This is a genomic window from Paraflavitalea soli, assembly GCF_003555545.1.
Classification (GTDB): domain Bacteria; phylum Bacteroidota; class Bacteroidia; order Chitinophagales; family Chitinophagaceae; genus Paraflavitalea; species Paraflavitalea soli.
In genome coordinates, this window is sequence record NZ_CP032157.1 from 412,456 (window position 1) to 433,162 (window position 20,707).

Annotated in this window: 10 protein-coding genes; 6 read left to right on the forward strand and 4 right to left on the reverse strand. The window is 49.5% G+C overall.

Annotated features, from left to right (window positions below; all coding sequences use genetic code 11):
* Window positions 1-4 precede the first annotated feature (4 nt).
* The 4 genes from D3H65_RS01625 to gap all read right to left on the reverse strand — a co-directional run bounded on the left by D3H65_RS01625 (window position 5) and on the right by gap (window position 6,903).
* Window positions 5-2,260, reverse strand: coding sequence for a glycosyl hydrolase family 95 catalytic domain-containing protein (locus D3H65_RS01625; protein WP_119054349.1), 2,256 nt, complete (start codon window positions 2,258-2,260; stop codon window positions 5-7).
* 100 nt (window positions 2,261-2,360) lie between these two features.
* Entirely contained in the window at window positions 2,361-4,730 is a 2,370-nt protein-coding gene (locus D3H65_RS01630; RefSeq protein WP_119048586.1) for an ABC transporter permease, read from the reverse strand.
* Window positions 4,731-4,869: 139 nt separating this feature from the next.
* Window positions 4,870-5,886, reverse strand: coding sequence for a GlxA family transcriptional regulator (locus D3H65_RS01635; RefSeq protein ID WP_119048587.1), 1,017 nt, complete (start codon window positions 5,884-5,886; stop codon window positions 4,870-4,872).
* Window positions 5,887-5,922: 36 nt separating this feature from the next.
* Window positions 5,923-6,903, reverse strand: coding sequence for a type I glyceraldehyde-3-phosphate dehydrogenase (gap, locus tag D3H65_RS01640; protein ID WP_119048588.1), 981 nt, complete (start codon window positions 6,901-6,903; stop codon window positions 5,923-5,925).
* Window positions 6,904-7,168: 265 nt separating this feature from the next.
* Here gap and D3H65_RS01645 point away from each other — a divergent pair, with 265 nt between their 5' ends.
* The 6 genes from D3H65_RS01645 (at window position 7,169) to D3H65_RS01670 (ending at window position 20,683) form a co-directional block, all read left to right on the forward strand.
* Complete coding sequence (locus D3H65_RS01645) at window positions 7,169-9,709, forward strand: S9 family peptidase (protein WP_119048589.1); 2,541 nt, start codon at window positions 7,169-7,171, stop codon at window positions 9,707-9,709.
* Between the two features lie 297 nt (window positions 9,710-10,006).
* Window positions 10,007-10,411: a hypothetical protein gene (locus tag D3H65_RS01650; RefSeq protein WP_119048590.1), complete on the forward strand. Its 405-nt coding sequence runs from the start codon at window positions 10,007-10,009 to the stop codon at window positions 10,409-10,411.
* Window positions 10,412-10,496: 85 nt separating this feature from the next.
* Window positions 10,497-14,630, forward strand: coding sequence for a hybrid sensor histidine kinase/response regulator transcription factor (locus D3H65_RS01655; protein ID WP_119048591.1), 4,134 nt, complete (start codon window positions 10,497-10,499; stop codon window positions 14,628-14,630).
* 349 nt (window positions 14,631-14,979) lie between these two features.
* The gene (locus D3H65_RS01660) at window positions 14,980-18,072 is read left to right on the forward strand and encodes a SusC/RagA family TonB-linked outer membrane protein (RefSeq protein WP_119048592.1); all 3,093 of its coding nucleotides are present in this window, start codon (window positions 14,980-14,982) and stop codon (window positions 18,070-18,072) included.
* Window positions 18,073-18,090: 18 nt separating this feature from the next.
* Window positions 18,091-19,602 (forward strand): RagB/SusD family nutrient uptake outer membrane protein, encoded by a 1,512-nt coding sequence (locus D3H65_RS01665; protein ID WP_119048593.1) that lies wholly within the window; start codon window positions 18,091-18,093, stop codon window positions 19,600-19,602.
* Between the two features lie 25 nt (window positions 19,603-19,627).
* Window positions 19,628-20,683 carry a LamG domain-containing protein gene (locus D3H65_RS01670; protein ID WP_162915352.1) on the forward strand — a complete coding sequence of 352 codons (1,056 nt, stop codon included), beginning with the start codon at window positions 19,628-19,630 and terminating at the stop codon, window positions 20,681-20,683.
* Window positions 20,684-20,707 lie beyond the last annotated feature (24 nt).

A 20,707-nucleotide genomic window follows, 5' to 3' on the forward strand; every position in this document is an offset into this window, starting at 1 on the left:
CAATCTAATAGGCTTCAAATTCCACTACCTGCCCTTGTCTCAGGTGAAGCGGCAGGGTATCGACGCCTTCTGTGGCGCCAGGGATAATTACTTTGCTTTGTATCCTGTATTTTTTAAAAGGCAACCTGATGTTTAATAGCCCATCCCTGGTGGCAGTAACTTTTACATATACCGGTACACCTTTTTCTTTACGGGCGCTTACCAGGAAAGCTCCTTCTGCACGCAGATCAGTAAAAGACACCTCCTGCCATGATTTCGGAACAGCCGGAAATACTTCTACATACCCTTCCCGGCTTTGCAAGAGCAGCTCCTGCACGCCCTGGGCAAAAGCAAAATTACCTTCCAGCGTAAATGGGCGATAGGTAAAGCCCGAGTATTGTCCGCCTTTCTGATCACCGTTGAGATGGAAACTATTGGGTGAACAGAAATTGGAGGCGAATATCTGTAACTGTTGTACCGCTTTGTCTGCTTCATAGGCCCGTGCATAGAGGCAGGCCATCCAGCTGAAAGAATAACCACACCAGGCACGTGTGCCCATCGCCTCGATCCCTTTGAGGGAGTTTTCGATTACTGTTCTGTCGGCTGGCCGGTTAATGTCCAGCAATGCCAGGGGATAAATGGCCATGTATTGGCTCATATGCCGGTGCGATGCTTCGAGGTTTTCTCCGGGTGCGAGGGTAAAACCTGTTTCATTTACTTCAAAAGCAGGTAGTTCATTCAATACCTGCTGCCAATGTTGACTCTCTGCTGTTTTGCCATGGGCCTTGCTGACTTCAGCGGCTGCTTTAAAAAGAAACTTCGCCAGCGACAGATCATAATTACTCCATTGCCTGAACCAGGCCCTGATATCATTGTCGTGGTATTCCGGGCTGGAGCTTAAGGGCAGCATACGCACGCCGTTTTCCAATCGCGTAATATTTTCCAGGAAAGTAGCTGCCGCATGTAAATAAGGATAGGCCTTGTTGGCCAGGAATTGCGGGTCCATGGAATACTTCCATTGCCAGTAAAAATGCTGGCTTAGCCAGGCGCTCACGGTGGGTGACAGTGCATATTGTATCCAGCCGCCCATGGGAGCGCCGCTGATGGTGGCCACACCCGGGACATTCAATCCGCCTACTTCAAAATACTGTTTGGTAAACTGTTCATTACCGGCTTTTATTTTCCAGAGCCAATCGGTAAAGCTGGCGCTTTCGCTAAGGTGATTGGCCGTATAGGCAGGCCAATAACTCAGTTGCGTATTGAGGTCATTATGAAAATCTCCTTTCCAGGGCGGCAGGCTGCCATTATCGGCCGTCCAAACCGCCTGCAGCGTAATAGCAGGTGCGCCCGGACGCGCCACACAACCCAGCTTATATAGCTCCAGGTAATATTGTTTTTCCAGTAAACTATCGGGCAGCGCCACGGATGATTGTTTCCAGAATTGCTTCCACCAATTGATATGTGAGGTCTGACCGGTATTGTACAGGTTAGCGATAGCAGCAGGGGCGATCACTGCCTGTTGTGTATTGGTGATGGTCCAGGTACCCTGTAGCGAACCTCCTTTGCCTGATTGCCATTTAACCAGTACTTCATAATATTTTCCCTGTGCGGTGGGTTGGTGGTACAGGATGCTTTGGTTGCCTTGCGTTAAGGTGCCTGTTGAATACCCCAGCTTTTGCAATCCTTCACCGGCATGGCTATTGTCGTTCGTTGCCTTGATATTGCCGCTATAGTTATGCATCACCAGGGCCGGATCTATACCGGCAGGCAGGTGCTCAAAACGGAAATAACCCCGTTGTTCGCTGGCCTGTACATAACAACTGAAAATGGCCCCGTTTTCAAAGCGTACTGTATTGATAGCTGTTTTGATGTCAAGTATATTCGATACTACTTTACCCAAAGGGGAGATGTCAAACTCGATGGCTGCGGCCGGCAGTTTGGTAGGGTAGGGAGATTGGTCATAAGGAGCATCCAGGGCATTTTGTACCGGCTGGTAATCCTTTTTCAATACCTGGGCTTCCACCCATTTGAAGGTGTAGCCGGTAAGATCCAGCGCTTTGCGGTCGTCCCAGAGATCGGCCCTGTCAAGTGACAACCTTAGCCGCTTGTTCTTTTCCCATACCAGGGCGCCCAGCATGCCATTACCCAGGGGCATGGCCTCATCCCAGCGCGTGGCCAGTTTGTTGAATGATAAGTTGTGTCGAACTGTTGGCTGCGCTGCTGCCTGGGTAATGCCAGCCAGCAATAATATTGTACACGCGTAGAATAATTGTTTGGTCATGCTTGCTTCAATCAGTGCCAAAAGGTAAGGCATAATTGGGAAGCAGGCCTGCTTGACAGACAATAAAAAATGCGCATACGGTTGCACCAACTGCCGGGCGTTACTCCGTTCGCAGGCTCTTTACCGGGTTGGCCAGGGCTGCCCTGATAGCCTGCACACTAATGGTGACAATGGTGATCACAATAGCCAATATCGCTGCTATCACGAACACTATTGGCTGGATGCTGATCCGGTAATTATATTGTTGCAACCAGTCGTGCAGGTAATAATAGGTAATGGGTGTTGCGATCACGCAACTGATCAACACCAGCACGATAAAGTCTTTTGACAACAGCATCCACAGTTGTGATACCGAGGCGCCCAATACTTTGCGGATACCTATTTCTTTGGTGCGTTGTTCGGCTATATAGGCAGCCAGGCCAAAGAGTCCCAGGCAACTGATAAAGATGGCCAGACCGGCAAAGAGGGCCGACAATTGACCGATCAATACTTCCAGTTTGAATTTGGCGGCATAACTCTGGTCCACAAATTCATATTGGTAGGGATAGGCCGGGTTGTATTTATTGAAGATGGTGGTAAGCTGTGCAAGGGCATTGGCCGTGTTCGTATTGGGCGACAAGCGATACAGCAGGTGTCCCTGCGCACCGCGATCGATCACAAACATGGTGGGATCGGCAGGAGAAAAAGGAGAAAGCATGAGTGCATCTTTTACTACACCAGCGATCTGCCGCGCCCTGCCACCCCAGCGAATGGTTTGGTTAACCGGGTCTTTGATGCGTAAGCGGGCGATCGCTGCCTCATTAAAGATCACCTGGTTGCTATCGGCTACACCGGCAAAATCACGGCCTTGTATTATTTGCATGCCCATCGTTTTGAAATAATCTTCCGTTACCATGATAATACCCATCTCTACCGTTTCCCCTGCTTTTTTGCCGGGCCACTGGCCAATATCAGAATGCCAGTATACGTCCGTGGCCGGGCTGCTGGCGGTGGTCACCTGGCTAGCAATGCCCTGGGCGATCAATTCATTTTTCAGGGCCGTGTAGTTATTGGTGAGATCGGAGCTGGAAGGGCTCATCACCAGCCGGTCGAGGTCATAACCACTCGGGCGGCTTTTGGCATGTTGCACCTGCTGGTAAATAATGACCGTACTGGTGATCAAGGCAATGGAACAACTGAATTGTGCCACTACCAGTATTTTGCGGAAAGGAGAATTGGACTTGCCGCTGCCCACACTGCTTTTCAATACTTTCACCGGCTGAAAGGAAGAAAGATAGAAAGCTGGCCGGCTGCCCGCGATGAGGGCGGTGACGAGTACGCCAGCCAACAGCAGTCCCCAGAAACCTGTACTGCCAACAGGCAATGCCAATTGACCGCCCGTAAGTGTATTAAAGGCAGGTAAGGCCATTTGCACGAAGACTACGGCAAATACAAAGGCGATCAGCGTGAGCACGAGTGATTCAGCGAGGAATTGCAGGATGAGGTCTTTCCGGCGTGAGCCTACTGCTTTCCGTACGCCTACTTCACGCGCTCTTTTTTCAGAACGGGCCGTGGTGAGGTTGATGAAGTTGATACAGGCGATCAGCAATACCAGCACACCGATCAGCGTAAAAGTGTGTACATATTCAAGAAAGCCCGCCGTGTCTTTTCCGTTTATATAGTTTGAATACAAATGCCAGCGCTCCAGGGGCTGTAAGGTGACATAGGAGTTCATGGCATTGGTGTTCCCTTTTTCACTGTGCTCAATAGTTCTGATCTTGCCGGCCACCTGTGCCAGGGTAACGCCAGGCTTCAGTTGTACAAATATTTGGTATCCGTTGTTGTCAAAACTGCTGTAGCCTTCCTTCATGCCGGGGTTTGCCTGTTCCAGGTAGCTGAAAGGCACCACGAAGTTGAATTGCAGCGTGGAGTTGGCCGGAATATCTTTTAGTATACCTGTTACTCTCAGGTCATTTTGGTTGTTGTACCGCACCATCTTATTAATGGGGTCCGCATCTCCAAACAAGGCTTTGGCCGTGCTTTCAGTCAACACAATAGAATAGGCGTCGGCAAATACCGTATTGGGATCACCTTTTGTAAGCGGATACCGGAACATCTTTAGAAAATCACCGCCCGCCTGAGCGCCCCGCAAAAACAACTTTTTATCACCTACCATCAACCCACGCTGACTTATCCAATCACTGATGGCCACATGTTCAATTTCCGGGATCTCATTGGCCAGCGCAATCGCTAGTTTGGGTGAAGTGGACCTGAAAGTAAGCGTGTCACCATTGCTGTCGTAATTGCGTTGTACCCGGTATAACTGCTGATAACCCGGTAAGAACCGGTCGTAGGAGTATTCATTGTATACCCACAGGCCGATCAGGAGGGCTACCGCCATGCCGGCGGCCAGTCCCAGTACATTGATCACACTGTATGCTTTATTTTTCAGCAGGTTCCGCCAGGCGGTTTTCAGGTAGTTGCGCCACATAGTGAAATGGTTGAATTGGTGTAGGCAGTGAAACGCACAAATAATACCATTTCCAGGGCGCTGTGATAACCAGCTTGTTAAGCAAAGGATGCCTGGGGAGATGTACGCTTTTGATACAATGGATGTCCTGTTTCGGAGATCATTCCACTTCTCTCACCAGCGAAGTGCGGAAAGTATTGCGGTAGGAACTGGGTGTTACTTTCAAATGCCGCAGGAATACCCGGCGCATGGACACCATACCGCCGAGGCCGCATTTTTCAGCGATCTGCTCTATATTGAGGTCTGAGTCTGAGAGGAACTTGCGGGCTATATCCAGCCGCATTTTCTCCAGGAACTTGGCAGGAGTAAGACCGGTCTCTTTAAAGAACACGCGACTGAAATTGCGCACGCTCATATTGGCCTGCGTAGCCATATCCTCTACCTGTAGCGGTTGGTGCAGGTGCTGCAACAGCCAGGGGTGGATGGTCCTCACCAGCGGGCTTGTCAATTCAAGCGGCGGCAGGGATTGGCCAAACTGATTTTGACTGCCCGGCCTTTTCAAATGCAATACCAGCTTACGGGCTACTGTGAGCGCAATATCACGGCCCAGGTCTTCCTCTACCAGCGCCAGCGCGAGGTCCATGCCCGAAGTGAGCCCGCCGGAAGTATAGACACTGCCATCCTGCACATAAAAAGGACTGCTATCTACCTGTACCAACGGATAATCATATTGTAATTGCTCACAGTATTCCCAATGCGTGGTGGCATGTCGATGGTCCAGCAAGCCCGCTTTGGCCAATGCAAAAGCACCTACACATACCGAGCCCATACGACGTACCCGTTTCTGGTTATTGCGTAGCCAATCAAAGAACGCGGCCGGCAGCTGACCGGCTGTGGCAAAGGACATACCGCCGATCAACATCGTGTCAACCGGGAAATCAATATCCACCACATTCACCGCACAGGTAAGTGTAATACCTGAAGCTGATACCACACGCTTCGACCGGGTAGCAGAAGCGAGTATGATCTCGTAGCCAAAAGCATCACTGCCGGTGGCGGCAGCTGCCACTTTGGAAGCCAGTGAAAAGACATCCCCGGGGCCTGCCACATCGAGCAGGTGCGCCCCGGGCATGGCTACAAGAACAACTTTCCTTTTGCTTTTGCGGGTAGGTCCCATAATAGCTGTTTTGGCAAATGTAAACCAGATAGTTTGTTACAGTTCCGTAATCAATTCTGAGATCCTGTTGGAGATACCCATCTCATTATCGTACCAGGCTACCACCTTCACCGTCTTTTGGATCACTTTGGTGAGCTTGCCATCAATAATGGAAGAATGCGTATTGCCGAGGATATCCGCCGATACCAGCGGCTCTTCTGTGTATTCGAGAATACCTTTCAATGGGCCATCCGCATATTGCTTAAACAGCGCATTCAAAACGTCTGCAGAAACTGCTTTGGAAAGATTCACCGTGATATCAGCTACCGATCCGTCAATCACCGGCACCCGGTAAGAATAACCATCCATTTTCCCTTTGAGCGCAGGCAGCACATCGCCAATCGCCTTGGCCGCGCCGGTACTGGTGGGAATAATGGAATGCGTAGCAGCACGGGCCCGGCGCAGATCGCGGTGGGGAGCATCCTGCAATTGCTGGTCAGCTGTGAAAGCATGCACAGTACTCATAAAGCCACTCTCAATGCCAAATTCTTTCTCCAGTATATACAGCACAGGAGCAATACCACCCGTAGTACAGGACGCCGTGGAATAGATATCATCATCACCGATCAGTTCATTGTTGATACCGTGCACAATCGTCTTTACGCCGCCCGTGGCAGGCGCAGTGATCAACACCTTTTTAGCACCGGCACTCAGGTGCGCCCGGGCAGCAGCCCGATCCGTAAAGCGGCCGGTCGATTCAATCACTACATCAATGTCCAATGCTGCCCAGGGAAGTTTGGCTGGATCTTTTTCACTCAGCATCTTAATAACCTTCCCGTTTACCGTCAGTTCTTTATCGGTGGCTGCTATAGTGCCGGGAAACTTACCATGCGCACTGTCAAACTTCAGCAGGTGCGCAAGCGTGGCCACATCAGTGAGGTCATTAATTGCCACTACTTCAATACCAGGCTTATCCTGCAATGCCCTTAAGGTCATACGGCCTATTCTTCCAAATCCGTTAATAGCTACCTTCTTCATACTATTTTATTTATTTCCCCCTAAAGGTAGTGGCTGGCTGGCCTGTCTGCCAGGACATAAAATATACCATTCCGGCCATCGGGCAAGGTGTTAGGTTTTAGGCATTAGGTTTTAGCTAACAGCCACTACCGCGCAGCTAAAAGCTAACACCTGTTTTTCCTGTGCTTTATGTAGGAGGTGATATTTCCTGACAACCGGTTGCGCATCCCTTGTCAGGCAAGGACTGAAATCCCGATCTTCGCGGCAACATCAACCCACCCCGCACATGAGAAGTATTTCCCTCGTGATCTTATTACTGGCTGTTACAGCAGTATCCGCACAAAATAACCTTGTTACCAAAGCCAATTACCAGCAGGCTGCCCGGTTTGCCCCCCGGAAACTGGATAAGCTCATCTTCAGCGCCAGCGTTGATCCGCACTGGCTCAAGAAAAGTGATCGCTTCTGGTATGAATATGAAACCACCGATGGCAGGAAATGGTACATCGTAGATCCGGTGAAAGGGGAGAAAAAATTATTATTCGACAATGCCGACCTGGCTGCCAAGATCACCCGCATAGTAAAAGATCCCTTCGATGCCCAGCACCTCGGTATCGACAGCATGCGGTTCATTAAAGATGAGAACTGGATACAGTTTGAAGTGAAAAGCACCGCAGATGTAGAAAAGAAGGATACGGCCGCCAGTACAGGAAGAAGGGGGGCAGCTGCTGCCACGCCTCCTGCAAGGGAAAAGAAAGTATTCTATTTTGAATACAATATCAATACGCGCGAGTTGACCGAACTCCCCGATTTTAAAAAGCCTAAACGCAAGCCCTCCTGGGCAGCCATCTCACCCGATGGCAATACCATTCTCTTTGGCCGCAATTACAACCTCTATTGGATGGACAAAGCCAATTATGAAAAAGCCCTGAAGAAAGAAGATGATTCTACCATTGTGGAGAATAAGCTCACGACCGATGGGGTAGAGTATTACAGCTATCATTCAGGTGGCGGCGGGTTGGGCAACGAGACCAATGTAGACAAAGAGAAAAATAAAGACAAGCGTAAATCCGTAACAGCTTTCTGGTCACCCGACTCCAAATATTTCTCACTGGTGCGCAGGGACGACCGAAAGGTGAAGGACCTGTGGGTGATCAACAGCATTGCCGATCCAAGGCCAACGCTGGAAACCTACAAATACTGGATGCCCGGTGAAAAAGAAGCGCCCGTAGATCACCTCTACCTGTTTGATATGACAGCCCACAGTGGTAAAGAAATGCCGGTATCTGCTTTTAAAGACCAAAATCTTTCTATCTGGTCTACACCCGCCCCCGCTAATACACGCGATGATGATTGGCGCCCCCTCACCTGGCTCGGCAACAACAGCAAGTTCTATTTTACCCGCACAGGCCGCGATTTGAAGAAAGTAGATATTTGTCTCGTAGACATTAATACCGGTAATGTAAAACCCCTCATCGAAGAAAGGTTTAATACTTATATCGAGGTAAGGCGCGTGGGCCTTATTGCTGAAGGCAAGGAAATGATCCATTGGAGCGAGCGTGATGGCTGGGCGCATTTTTATCTCTATGATGAAAATGGCAAGCTGAAGAACCAGATCACCTCCGGCACCTGGCATGTGGAGAGCATACTGGGCATTGATGAAGCCAAGCGCGTATTGTATTTCTCTGCCAATGGCAGGGAAGCAGGCGAAGACCCCTACTATTTGCACGCTTACCGTGTGAACTTCGATGGTTCCGGTCTCAAGTTGCTCAACCCCGGCGAGTTTGAACACGCCATGAGCATCAACGACAATGAAACATTCTTTGTAGACAATTTTTCCAGGGTCAATACTGTACCCAAATCGGTACTGTACGCATCCGATGGCCGTAAAGTAATGGACCTGGAAACAGCCGACCTTTCTTCCCTGATGGCCACGGGTTATAAATTCCCACAACCTTTCAAAGTAAAGGCCGATGATGGCATCACCGATATTTATGGGGTGATCTACAAACCCATGGACTTTGATTCCACGAAGAAATATCCGGTGATTGAATACGTATATCCTGGTCCGCAAACAGAAGCGGTGAACAAAGCTTTTGGAAGAGGTATGGACAGGACCGACCGGTTGGCCAACCTGGGCTTTATCGTGATCACCATGGGCAACCGTGGCGGCCATCCTTCCCGCAGCAAATGGTACCACAATTACGGGTATGGTAACCTGCGCGATTATGGCCTGGCCGATAAGAAAGCAGCCGCTGAACAACTGGCCGACCGCTATCCCTGGTTTGACATTAACCGCATAGGTATCCACGGACATTCGGGTGGAGGCTTTATGAGCACCGCTGCCATGTTGGTATATCCTGATTTCTTTAAAGTAGCTGTATCTTCTTCCGGCAACCACGATAATTCCATCTACAACCGTTGGTGGAGCGAGCAACACCATGGTGTAAAGGAAACCATCACTGATAAAGGCGATACAACATTCGCCTACAGTATTGAGAAGAACCAGGACCTTGTGAAGAACCTCAAGGGGCACCTGATGCTTACCACCGGTGATATTGACAACAACGTACATCCTGGCGGTACCATCCGCGTAGCCAACGCACTCATTAAATCCAACAAACGTTTTGACCTGGTGATACTGCCCGGTCAGCGCCATGGCTATGCTGATATGACCGAGTATTTCTTCTGGCGTATGGCCGATTATTTCACCCTGTATTTAATGGGCGATACCACCGAAAGACCTGTTGATATTGAACAGATGAACCGTGAACTGGAACAAAGCGGCAATGCTACCGGCGGAGGCCGGAGAAGACCGGAAGCAAATTAAGCAGCTACATAGCTTATTATAACAGATGGGCGCCCATACCAACGAGTTGAAGTAAAGCAGCAGTCTTCACTTCATCAGCGGTCAGGGCGCCCAGTTTTTTGTGTTGCAGCGCAAAAAAAAGCCGGTTAAACCGGCAAAACCTGGCTGGTTTCCTGTATTTCAGATGCATCTGTTAAATAATAATACATGTATTCTTAAAGTTGTGCTAAACCACTGTTGTACAGGCAATAATTAAGGGTTTTAATCTTAATTTAATAGGGAGATCAATACCTGTCAGGAACCACTAAAATGGCTGTCATGAAGAAACCTGTACAAAAAGAAAGTGCTATAGCGAAAAATGCATCCATGAGCGATCTGAATGAAATTGAAAAGGTAGTGCTCAACGACACTACGGAAGAACCGATACGGCAACACTTTTCAACTGCGCTTAAAATATTAACAACAGGAAAGGACGCCGACTATCGCCAGGCGATCGTCGAGGCCATCGCGGCGGTAGATTGGATGCTGTTGCAATATCCTTCCCGTCGGGTTACCGGCGAAGCCGAATTGCCCATCACCACCAATCCCAATATGATGCTCAGCATCCGGTATGTACTGCAGGAAGAAAGTATTGTCATTACTTTTGAAAAGGCGCGGTATTGGTTAGCAGTCTGCGCTTCCTCTATTAACTACCTCAAAACATTGTCGCTTAAGATCACCTGATAACAAGCCGTTAAAATCATTCTGCTGCTATTTGCTTACCTTAGTAACCGCTTCTATACATCCAGGTATTAAAAATACGGTTACTATGAGGTCTGCCCGGTTGCTTGCCTGCCTGTTGATTACTTCCATTTTTATTTCCCCCGTTACCTGGGCCGGTGGAGCTGATCCTTTTTTCCTGCAGCAATACGACAACCGCAACGGACTTTCCAACAGCGCCATCAATTACATCTATAAGGATGCCAGCAACCTTCTATGGATTGCCACCTGGGATGGCCTCAATATGTATGATGGCAATACTTTCCACGTATTTAATTACAGCAAAGAGAACGATCTTAAAAGCATTGGCAGCAATGTCATCCGTCAGGTTACGGAAGATAAAAAAGGCAATATATGGGTCACTACCATTGAAGGTATTTCCCGGTACGAAAAACAGTCGGGGCGCTTCTACAATTATTTTTACAGTCAGCACCAGCAGGGTAGGGTGAGTGAACAGGAATATGCATTGACCACCGATGCCGCAGGCAATGTCTGGTGCCTCGATCAGAAAACAGGTATTCATTGGTATGATGCGGCCATCGACAGTTTTCGCAATCCGGGTAATCTCTTGCCTCAAACACCCGTCAGCAAACTCAGCTTTGACGAAGACAACCAGTTATGGGCCCTGGATGCCAATGGCGGCATTACTGTCTTCTCCCAGGCAGACCATCGTTTCAGGGTGGTCGCAAGTGTCAATAGCAAAGCGCCTGCTGCCAACCTGTTTCGCGTAGGAACGGAATTGTTTTTCACTACTATGGATGATCAGTTGTACCGGCTGAATACGACCTCCAGGACCCCCGAGTGGATCATGGCCCTCCCGCATGCACTGTCCGCTATTACTTTTTACAAACAACATTACTTGCTGGCCTGGTCTACCAAGGGATACGGCGTATATGACCAGCATTTCAGGTCCGATGATTTTTTGCAACAACCAACACAGGAGTTACAGGACATACGCATTACATCCTGGGCAGTTGGCAGTGAGGACATTCTCTGGTATGGTACCGATGGCAATGGCATCATTAAAGTATATCCCAAAACAAAATCTTTCGGTACCATCGGTACCGCCGGCAATGGCATGCCCTATAACAGGGCCGTGCGGTCTTTCTGTGAAGTGAATGGCGAATTGTGGGTGGGCACCAAGGGCAGTGGTATCATGGCCCTCAAACAGTTTTGGAAAGAGAACAATGCGGCTGCGCAGGAATATTTGACGGCGCCTGCCGCTCTCGATAATAATTCCGTATATGCACTGACCAAAGGGATCGATGGGTTGGTATACATTGGTACCGATGCCCGGGGCATCGGCATCTATGATCCCGGCAGCAGAAAGTTTTACAAGTGGTCCGATATTAAAGGAACAGCCGCCTGGCCCGAATTCGGATCGGTCTATGCGATCCGGCAGGATGATGATCTTTCCCTATGGCTGGGCACCAGCGGTTATGGATTGGTACACCTCAAAATAAAGAGAGAACGATCCGGTCAATGGAGCGTTGCTGCGCTTGAACGTTTTTTGTTCAACAACAGCAATACCGGACCTGCTAATGATATCATCTATGCGCTTGCGGAGGCAGACAATGATCAGTTATGGGTCGGCTGCCGCTATGGTGGTCTTTCTCTTTTTGATAAAAAGACCCGCCTTTTCAAAACATTCAAGGCATTTACCTACGAAGGAAGTTTGTCGAACAACGATGTATTGTCACTGTTTAAAGATAGCCGCAACCGCTTGTGGGTAGGCACCAGTTATGGACTCAACTGGATCGATGCAGAACAGGCTGCCGGCAAGGAACCTCGCTTCCGGAAACTCACTACCTTCAATGGACTACCCAACAATACCATCCACGCCATTACCGAAGACAGTACGGGACAAATTTGGGTAAGCACCAACAAAGGGCTGGCCCGCATTAGCCCTGCCGGCGACCAGGTAGCTTATTACCAGCAAGGCGATGGATTGCAGAGCAATGAATTTTCAGATGGCGCTGTGTGGAAGGATCGGGAAGGACGCCTGTTCTTTGGCGGCACCTATGGGTTCAACCAGTTCTTTCCGGCGGGCATCCGCGATACCCGCTGGCAGCCCAACCTCTTATTGTCGGGTATGCTGGTAGGTGGCAAAGAGACCGCGCTTAATGGATACCAGGTGTTGGATACTGCCAACAACCAACCTTTTCACATAGACATCAGCCGGAAAGACAATTTCTTTGAACTGGACATGAAGGCCATCAGTTTTCTCAATGCCGAAAAATGCGAATATGCCTGGTTCCTGGAAGGATACGACAAAGCCTGGCATTACAATGGCACTTCCGGTAAGATCGCCTATAGCAATATGGGGCCTGGCAAATATACCCTGCGCGTCAAATGGAGCAATGGGGAAGGCAATTGGTCGCCGGAAACCACCTTGCTCACCACCACCGTATTACAATATGTATTGTTGCGCTGGTACGCACTGGCATTTTATGCGTTGGTGGCAGCATGTATCTTCTACATCATTTATATCTACCGCAAGAACAAACAGGAGATCAGGCACCAGCTCGAAATAGAACACCGCCTGCGCGAAAAAGATGAGGCTATGCACCAAAGCCGCATTGGCTTCTTCACCAATATTGCCCATGAACTGCAAACACCGCTTACCCTCATCATGGGTTCGGTAGAACGGTTTATCGACAAAGCCAATCCTGATGCAGGGCTTAAAGACAAGCCTTATTTTCTTTCGCTCATTCACCAGCAGGCGTCACGACTTACCTACCTGGTACAGCAATTGCTGGAATTCAGGAAAGGGGAAGCCGGTTTTTCCAACAACCAATATAGTTTCATTGATATTTCTGCCCTGTTGCACAACCTGGCAGAACCATTCTTATCCCTGAGCGAAAAGAATGGTATGGAATACGAGCTCAGCATTCAGCCCGGGATCACCGGGTGGATGGACAAGGATAAAATGGAAAAGATCATCTTCAACCTGTTGTCCAACGCTTTCAAGCATTCCTCTAAAAATGAGCAGGTATTCTTCAGCGCAGCAGAGAACATACAAACAAAGGAATTGGAAATTACCGTCACCAACTCCTGTGATACCTTGTCCAAAGAAGCGCTCGACCAGCTTTTTGAGCAATTCTATGTGAGCCGTTCTGCTACAGCCACTACCGATAAATTCGGCACTGGCATCGGCCTCGCCTTTACCCGGCAGTTGGTCTCCCTGCTCAAAGGCCGCATCACCGTAGCCAGCACGCAGGGGCGCATCACTTTCAAAGTATGCCTGCCCATCACCCCCGAAGAGATGGAGAACAAGTCGCCCCTGGAAGTAAAGGTCATGAGTCACCAGCCCTCCTTGCTGTATCGCTCGGTAACTACTCATCCCGAGCCTGCCACTGCTTTATCAGCAACGGAGAACAACAAACAAGCCATCCTGGAAACACTGCAGACCGGCAGCCGGCAAAACATCCTGCTGGTGGAAGACGATACCAATATCAGGTTCCTGGTAAAAGACATATTGAAAATGGATTACATTATCCACGAGGCCATCGATGGCCTGAAAGCCCTCGAACAGATGGAGTTGATCATGCCCGATCTGATTATCTGTGATGTGATGATGCCCAATATGAATGGCCTTGATTTTTGCAGCCGGGTAAAAAATGCCCCCGCTACCTGTCATATACCTATTATTATGTTATCTGCACGCGGCGCAGAAGATCATCATATGGAAGGATATGAATCAGGCGCCGACGCTTATATGGCCAAACCCTTTCATGCGGCCCACCTGCAGCTGCGGGTACGGAAAATGCTGGAGTACCGGCAAAAACTGGTGGAGGTATTTAAAAAAGGCCAGACGGTGCAGGAACTGGAGGATGCCGGTCTTTCAGGCGATGACAAAACATTCCTGGCAAAGGTCATACAGATAATAGAAGAGAACCTGGCGGAGGCTGAATTGAATGCCCTCCTGCTCGAAAAGGAATGCAACCTCAGCAAAATGCAATTGTACCGGAAACTGAAAACGCTGACGGGCATGACCCCCGGCGAGTTCATCCGCCTTACCCGCCTCCGCCACGCTGCCGCCCTGCTCGTCAATACACAATTAAGTGTGATGGAAATATTTTATCGGACCGGGTTCAACAACCAGTCTTACTTCTTCCGCGAGTTCAGGAAAACCTACCACTGCGCCCCCGGCGAGTACCGGGAAAAAAGAGGAGTCGTGTAATTTAAAGTGGATCAGCCACTTAATGTTACTCCTGTACACTAAAATGTTACCATAGTGTAGCGATCAGGACGACTTTCAAACTAGCTTTCCGGCTTCAATTACGCCACTATGCCAACGATTCATTGCCAATGCCCGCCCCTTATTTCAACCATCATAGCAGCCGGATATTACAATTCTTTACCTGTATATAACCGGCCCGGATAATCCCTCAACAACACGCACCTTATCCTGATAGACATCTTATAGTAATTATAATCACTATTTCCGGTTATGCCGGACTTCTGCTCCCATAAGTATGGGACGGACTTTCCGACTTCCGGACTTTCGGACTATCTAAAAAGTTTGCATTATGAAAAAAATGATCCCAAGGCAGCTACGCCATACAGGAAAGCTGATCTGTTGCCTGGTAGTTTACTTGCTCTTTCATAGCGCTGCCACGGCGCAAACAGGCAAAGTATCAGGTACTGTGACCAATACCCAGGGCACGCCCCTTCCCGGCGTCACCGTACAGATCAAGAATAGTAAAGTAAGTACCGCTACCGATGCGGCCGGTAAATTCTCCATTAACGCAGCCCCTACCGACAGCCTCGAGTTCAGTTCCATCGGATTTAAAATGCTGACATTGCTGGTCGGCAACAAAACAGAATTGGTGGCCGCCCTGCAGGAAGAGGCCAATACCCTTAATAATGTGATCGTGGTAGGGTATACCACCCAACGCAAAAAAGACCTGACCGGCTCCGTCTCCACCGTCAACACCAGCGATATAGCAGGACTGCCTGTAGGCGGTGTAGACCAGATACTACAAGGTAAGGCCGCCGGTGTAACCATTACCCAAAATACCGGCGCGCCAGGCGATGGGGTAGTGGTGCGCATCAGGGGTATCGGCACCATCAACAACAACGATCCCTTGTATATTATTGATGGTGTGCCCACCAAAGACGGCATCAACCAGATCTCACCCAATGACATTGAATCCATCTCTGTGCTGAAAGATGCTTCTGCAGCTTCCATCTATGGAGCCAGGGCCTCCAATGGCGTAGTCGTCATTACTACTAAAAAAGGAAAAACAGGTAAGCCCCGGTTAAGCCTCAATGCCTATACCGGCGTACAACAACCCGTGAACCTGGTGAAGATGGCCAATACCCGGCAGTATGTAACCGCTTTCAATACCGCTGCCGCCAATGACGGCAGGCAACAGATCCCCCTGGGCATGCTCGATACCCTGCCCGATGTGAACTGGCAAAAAGAAGTATTGAACGATGCCAATATGAGCAATATACAACTGTCTTTAAGCGGTGGGTCAGAAAATACCAAATACCTGATCTCCGCGGGCTACTTCACCCAGGAAGGAATGATCATGAACTCTTCCAACGATCGTTTCAACATCAGGACCTCCATCGACAGCAGGATCAACGATATGTTCCGTGTAGGGGCCAACCTCAACCTGGCTTACAACAAAACACGCCAGGTAGGTAGTTCCGGTGATGGCTTTGGCGCAGGTAACCCCGGCGCCAGCGTGATGCGTTATGCCTTGTTCCGTTCACCTGCCAGTCCCGTTTATGATAAGACAGGCACCCTGGTAGATATTCCCAATCCTTCCGCATTCTTCGGTGATGGCCTCAACCCTGTTGGGCTGGCGCAAAATACCGACCGCAATTTCAGGACCTCCTCACTATTGGGCAATGTATACCTCGAGATAACGCCCATCGCACACCTGAAAGTAAGAACAGACTTCGGTACCAATTATATCATTACCGATTACAAACAATTCTACCCCACCTGGGGCAGCCCGCAAAGGCTGCAGAACTCGCCCAATTCATTGGCGCAGTCCAATACCAATAATTTCAATTACAACTGGACCAATACAGCTACCTACGATTGGAAACTCGACAAGCACCAGTTCAACTTCCTGGCCGGTACCGAGATCATCTTCAACCGTTCCCAATTGCTGAGTGCATCCAATAGCAATTTTCCCAATCAGTTGCCCAATTTCATTTACCTCAGCAATGGCACGGGGGTTACACCTGGTGTAGGAGGAAATGAATCCAGCGCTTCCCTGTCATCAGTATTCGGAAGGGTGGACTACCAGTACGATAGCCGGTATATTGCCGCCTTCAACTTCAGAAGGGATGGCTCTTCCCGGCTCGATCCTTCCGATCGCTGGGGTAATTTCTATTCCGGTTCACTGGGCTGGCGCATCAGCAGTGAAAAATTTATGGAAAATGTGGATTGGATCTCCAACCTCAAACTGCGCGGCAGCATCGGTCAGCTGGGTAATCAGGAGATCAACTATTACAATTATACCTCCCTCATTGGCAGTTATGGTTATTATCCCTTTGGTACTACCGCCGCATCGGCCTATACCATCTATGCCAAAGGTAATCCCAATGTAAAATGGGAAACCAGCACCACCACCGATGTGGGGCTGGACATCGGTTTGCTGAAAGGCGACCTGAACATTACGATAGATTATTACCGCAAGATCACCAGCGACCTGCTGGTCAATCCGGCCGATCCCAGCAGTGCCGGCACCGTAGCCGCTCCCGCCTGGATCAACAATGGTAAAATACTCAACCGCGGTTTCGATTTTGAAGTGGATTATAAAAAGGCCCTTACCAAAGATTGGAACATTGGCATCAATACCAATCTTTCTACCATCCACAACGAAGTGTTGGAACTGGTCAATAACCAGCAACTGGCCTATGGTCGTGTAGACAATGGCATTTTCGCCACTGCTGTGGCAGTAGGTCAGCCCATTGGCGCATTTTACCTGTTGGAGCAGGAAGGCATCTTTCAAAATGCGCTGGAGGTATTTACCCATGCCAGCCAGGGCGCTAACATCCAGCCCGGTGATGTGAAGTATAAAGATGTGAACGGCGATGGCAAGATCGATCAGAACGACCGCGTGTTTGCAGGCAGCGCCATTCCTAAGATCACGTATGCCTTTACCGGCACTGTTGGTTACAAGGCATTCGACCTGAGCATCTTCTTCCAGGGCGTGCAGGGCAATAAGATCTTTAACCAGATCAATACCGATATCGAAGGTTTCTACCGTTCATTCAACATTACCGAGCGCGTAGCTACCGATAGCTGGCATGGTGAAGGCACCAGCAATAGCCTGCCCTGTTTATCATGGACGGGTGCACAGAACAACAAGATCACTTCCACCCGCTTCCTCGAAAATGGTTCCTACCTGCGCCTGAAGAATGTGCAGTTGGGGTACAACCTGCCGAAGAAGTTCACCACCAAAATGAATATTGGTTCCGCCAGGCTATATGTGAGCGGACAGAACCTGCTCACGTTTACGAAATATACCGGCCTCGACCCTGAAATAGCTACCAGCGCCAATGCTGCAGGTGAAGGCGCCAAAGCGGCTGGTATCGATTGGGGTACCTATCCTTCCTCAAGGATACTCACAGTAGGGATCAATGTTAATTTCTAACGGTTAAATCATTTTGCTATGCGCAATAAAATAAATTATAGCATACTACTTTCCGCGGCCTTGCTGGCAGCCACCGGTTGCAGCAAGATCCTGGACCAGGATATACAGGGCAGTTATACGCCGGGCAATTATTTTACATCCGATCAAAATGCCCTGCTGGCTGTCAACGCCGCTTACCGGCCCCTTACTTTCAATGCAGGCGCCAACAATGCCATCTGGGTATTGGGCGACGTAGCTTCTGATGATGCCATCAAAGGAGGCAATGAAGGCGATCAGGCTGATTTCGATGCCGTGGATAAGTTCAATATCCTCACCACCAATTCGGCAGTGGAAGCTGTATGGAAAAATTATTATAATGGGGTATATCTCTGCAATGTAGTATTGGATGGGGTAACAGCCGACAACAAAGCGGTGAGCGATGCCACCCGCAAATCGGTGGTGGCCCAGGCAAAATTCCTGCGTGCTTATTATTATTTCATCCTCACCAATGCCTATGGTAAGATACCCCTGCACCTGAAAGTGGAAACAGCCGTAGAAGCACAAACACCAGCCAAAAGCCAGGACAGTATTTATGCACAGATAGAAAAAGATATCCAGGATGCCATGCCCGACCTGCCCTTACCCGGACAGGAAGAATTTGGCAGGGTAACACAGGGCGCTGCCCAGGCCCTGCTGGCCAAGACCTATCTTTTTCATACCTCCCTGGCCAATCATTACCAATTAGCCGCACAAACAGTGGCCAAAGTAGAAGCACTGGGATACAAGCTTACCAATAAGTACTACGATAATTTCAGTGCAGCCACCAAACAGAATACCGAAGCCATTTTATCGGTGAACCATATTGCCGGTACACTGGGGCTGGGCAATGAGCTCAATGCGTGGTTTGCTCCCCGCTCACTCAATGGTTATGGGTTCTTTTATCCCACCCAGAGCCTGGTGGATAATTATGAAAAGGCTACGGGTGGAGAGGTCGACCCCCGGCTGGATTATACGTTAGCCAGAAGCGGTCACCCGTATTTTGAAACACCTTTCGATGCCTCCTGGACCACCACCGGGTACATCACCAAAAAGATGGTGCAGCCTTTATCCGAAGTAGGTACCAGTATTAAGAACGTAGGTACTGTCAACTATGAAGCCTTGCGCCTGGCCGATATATTACTCGTAAAAGCAGAAGCACTCAACGAAAGCGGTCAAAGCGCTGCCGCCCTGGCGCCGCTCAACGCTGTACGCAAAAGAGCCCGTGAATCTTATCTGTATGATAATACCTTGCCTGGGTTTGGTACCGTACCCGCCGGATTGCTGCCTGATATTTCCACCACCGATCAGGCCCAGCTACGTGATATCATTCGCAAAGAAAGAAGGTCCGAACTGGCCCTGGAGTTCCAGCGTTTCTTTGATGTGGTGCGGTACGGAAAGACCTATGCCGAAGCAGCCCTGAAACCCGGTGCGCCTGCATTTAATTACGACAACAACAAATGGTTCCCGCTGCCCCAAAGTGAGCGCGATGCCAATCCAAACCTGTTCAAATAATTGCTTCATGCCAAACAATAATATTATGCACACCATAAAATGCTTTAGCCGCTTTTTACTGGCAGCATCCATCATAGGACTTGCTTCCTGCTCAAAGGATGATAATCCTGCGCCTGATTATAATTCCAATAAGACAAGGCTTAAACAGGTGATCGACAGCCTCACGGCTGTTTCCGGCAAGTCCGTGGAAGGTTCCAAACCCGGACAATATGTAATAGGCGCTAAAAAGGCCCTCGACTCCGTATTGTCCCTCGGCAACCAGGTATATACCGGCAGCTATACACAGCAGCAGGTAAACAACGCCGTGGGCAACCTCCTAGGAGCAGGGGAAACCTTCAGTACCAAATTGCTGCAGGAAGTATCCGTGGCCAACCTCATGGCCTTCTGGAAATTCAATGGCAATGCCAATGATTCATCCGGGCATGGTCACCATGGAGCCCTCATTACCGGCCTCACCGGCAGTTCGGCTACGGTGGCCAAAGACGGTGGTGTATTGCCGCAGGCCGTGGCCGACCGGTTTGGAAGAGCTGGCATGGCCTACGATTTCAACACCGGCGCTACCGTTGAAGTGCCTTATAGTGCAGAACTCAATCCGCAGAATCTTACCATCAGCTTATGGGTGAAGCGGCATACCACCAATCCCAGCAATTACCTGGTCTCTATCAATCGCTGGAATGGGTACAAGTTCCAGTTGCAGGGCAACAACTTCCCCTTCTTCACCTTCCAGGATTCGAACAATGGGTACCACGACGTGGACGCCAATCCCGGTACCGTGCCGCAGGATGTATGGACACAGGTGGCTATCACCTATACCAATGGCAGTATGAAGTTTTATGTGAATGGCGACCTGGTAAAAACGGTAGCCGTTAATGGTACGCCCATTACCGTCAACCCGCCGGTGAATATGTCCATTGGCAATGAACTGCCAAAGAGTGCGTACAACCTCACCGATTCCAACAGCCCTAACTATTACTATGGAGAAAGCTTTTTGAACGGATCGCTCGATGATGTACGCATCTACAACACCGCGTTGAGTGCCGCCGAGATACTATCTATTTACACACAGGAAAAAACATTGTGATGTTGTCAGCCTGAGCCTGTCGAA

Excerpts from the sequence above, each read along its gene's own strand:
- D3H65_RS01625 (WP_119054349.1), bottom strand. The coding sequence starts at position 2,260 with ATGACCAAACAATTATTCTACGCGTGTACAATATTATTGCTGGCTGGC.
- D3H65_RS01630 (WP_119048586.1), bottom strand. The coding sequence starts at position 4,730 with ATGTGGCGCAACTACCTGAAAACCGCCTGGCGGAACCTGCTGAAAAAT.
- D3H65_RS01635 (WP_119048587.1), bottom strand. The coding sequence starts at position 5,886 with ATGGGACCTACCCGCAAAAGCAAAAGGAAAGTTGTTCTTGTAGCCATG.
- gap (WP_119048588.1), bottom strand. The coding sequence starts at position 6,903 with ATGAAGAAGGTAGCTATTAACGGATTTGGAAGAATAGGCCGTATGACC.
- D3H65_RS01645 (WP_119048589.1), top strand. The coding sequence starts at position 7,169 with ATGAGAAGTATTTCCCTCGTGATCTTATTACTGGCTGTTACAGCAGTA.
- D3H65_RS01650 (WP_119048590.1), top strand. The coding sequence starts at position 10,007 with ATGAAGAAACCTGTACAAAAAGAAAGTGCTATAGCGAAAAATGCATCC.
- D3H65_RS01655 (WP_119048591.1), top strand. The coding sequence starts at position 10,497 with ATGAGGTCTGCCCGGTTGCTTGCCTGCCTGTTGATTACTTCCATTTTT.
- D3H65_RS01660 (WP_119048592.1), top strand. The coding sequence starts at position 14,980 with ATGAAAAAAATGATCCCAAGGCAGCTACGCCATACAGGAAAGCTGATC.
- D3H65_RS01665 (WP_119048593.1), top strand. The coding sequence starts at position 18,091 with ATGCGCAATAAAATAAATTATAGCATACTACTTTCCGCGGCCTTGCTG.
- D3H65_RS01670 (WP_162915352.1), top strand. The coding sequence starts at position 19,628 with ATGCACACCATAAAATGCTTTAGCCGCTTTTTACTGGCAGCATCCATC.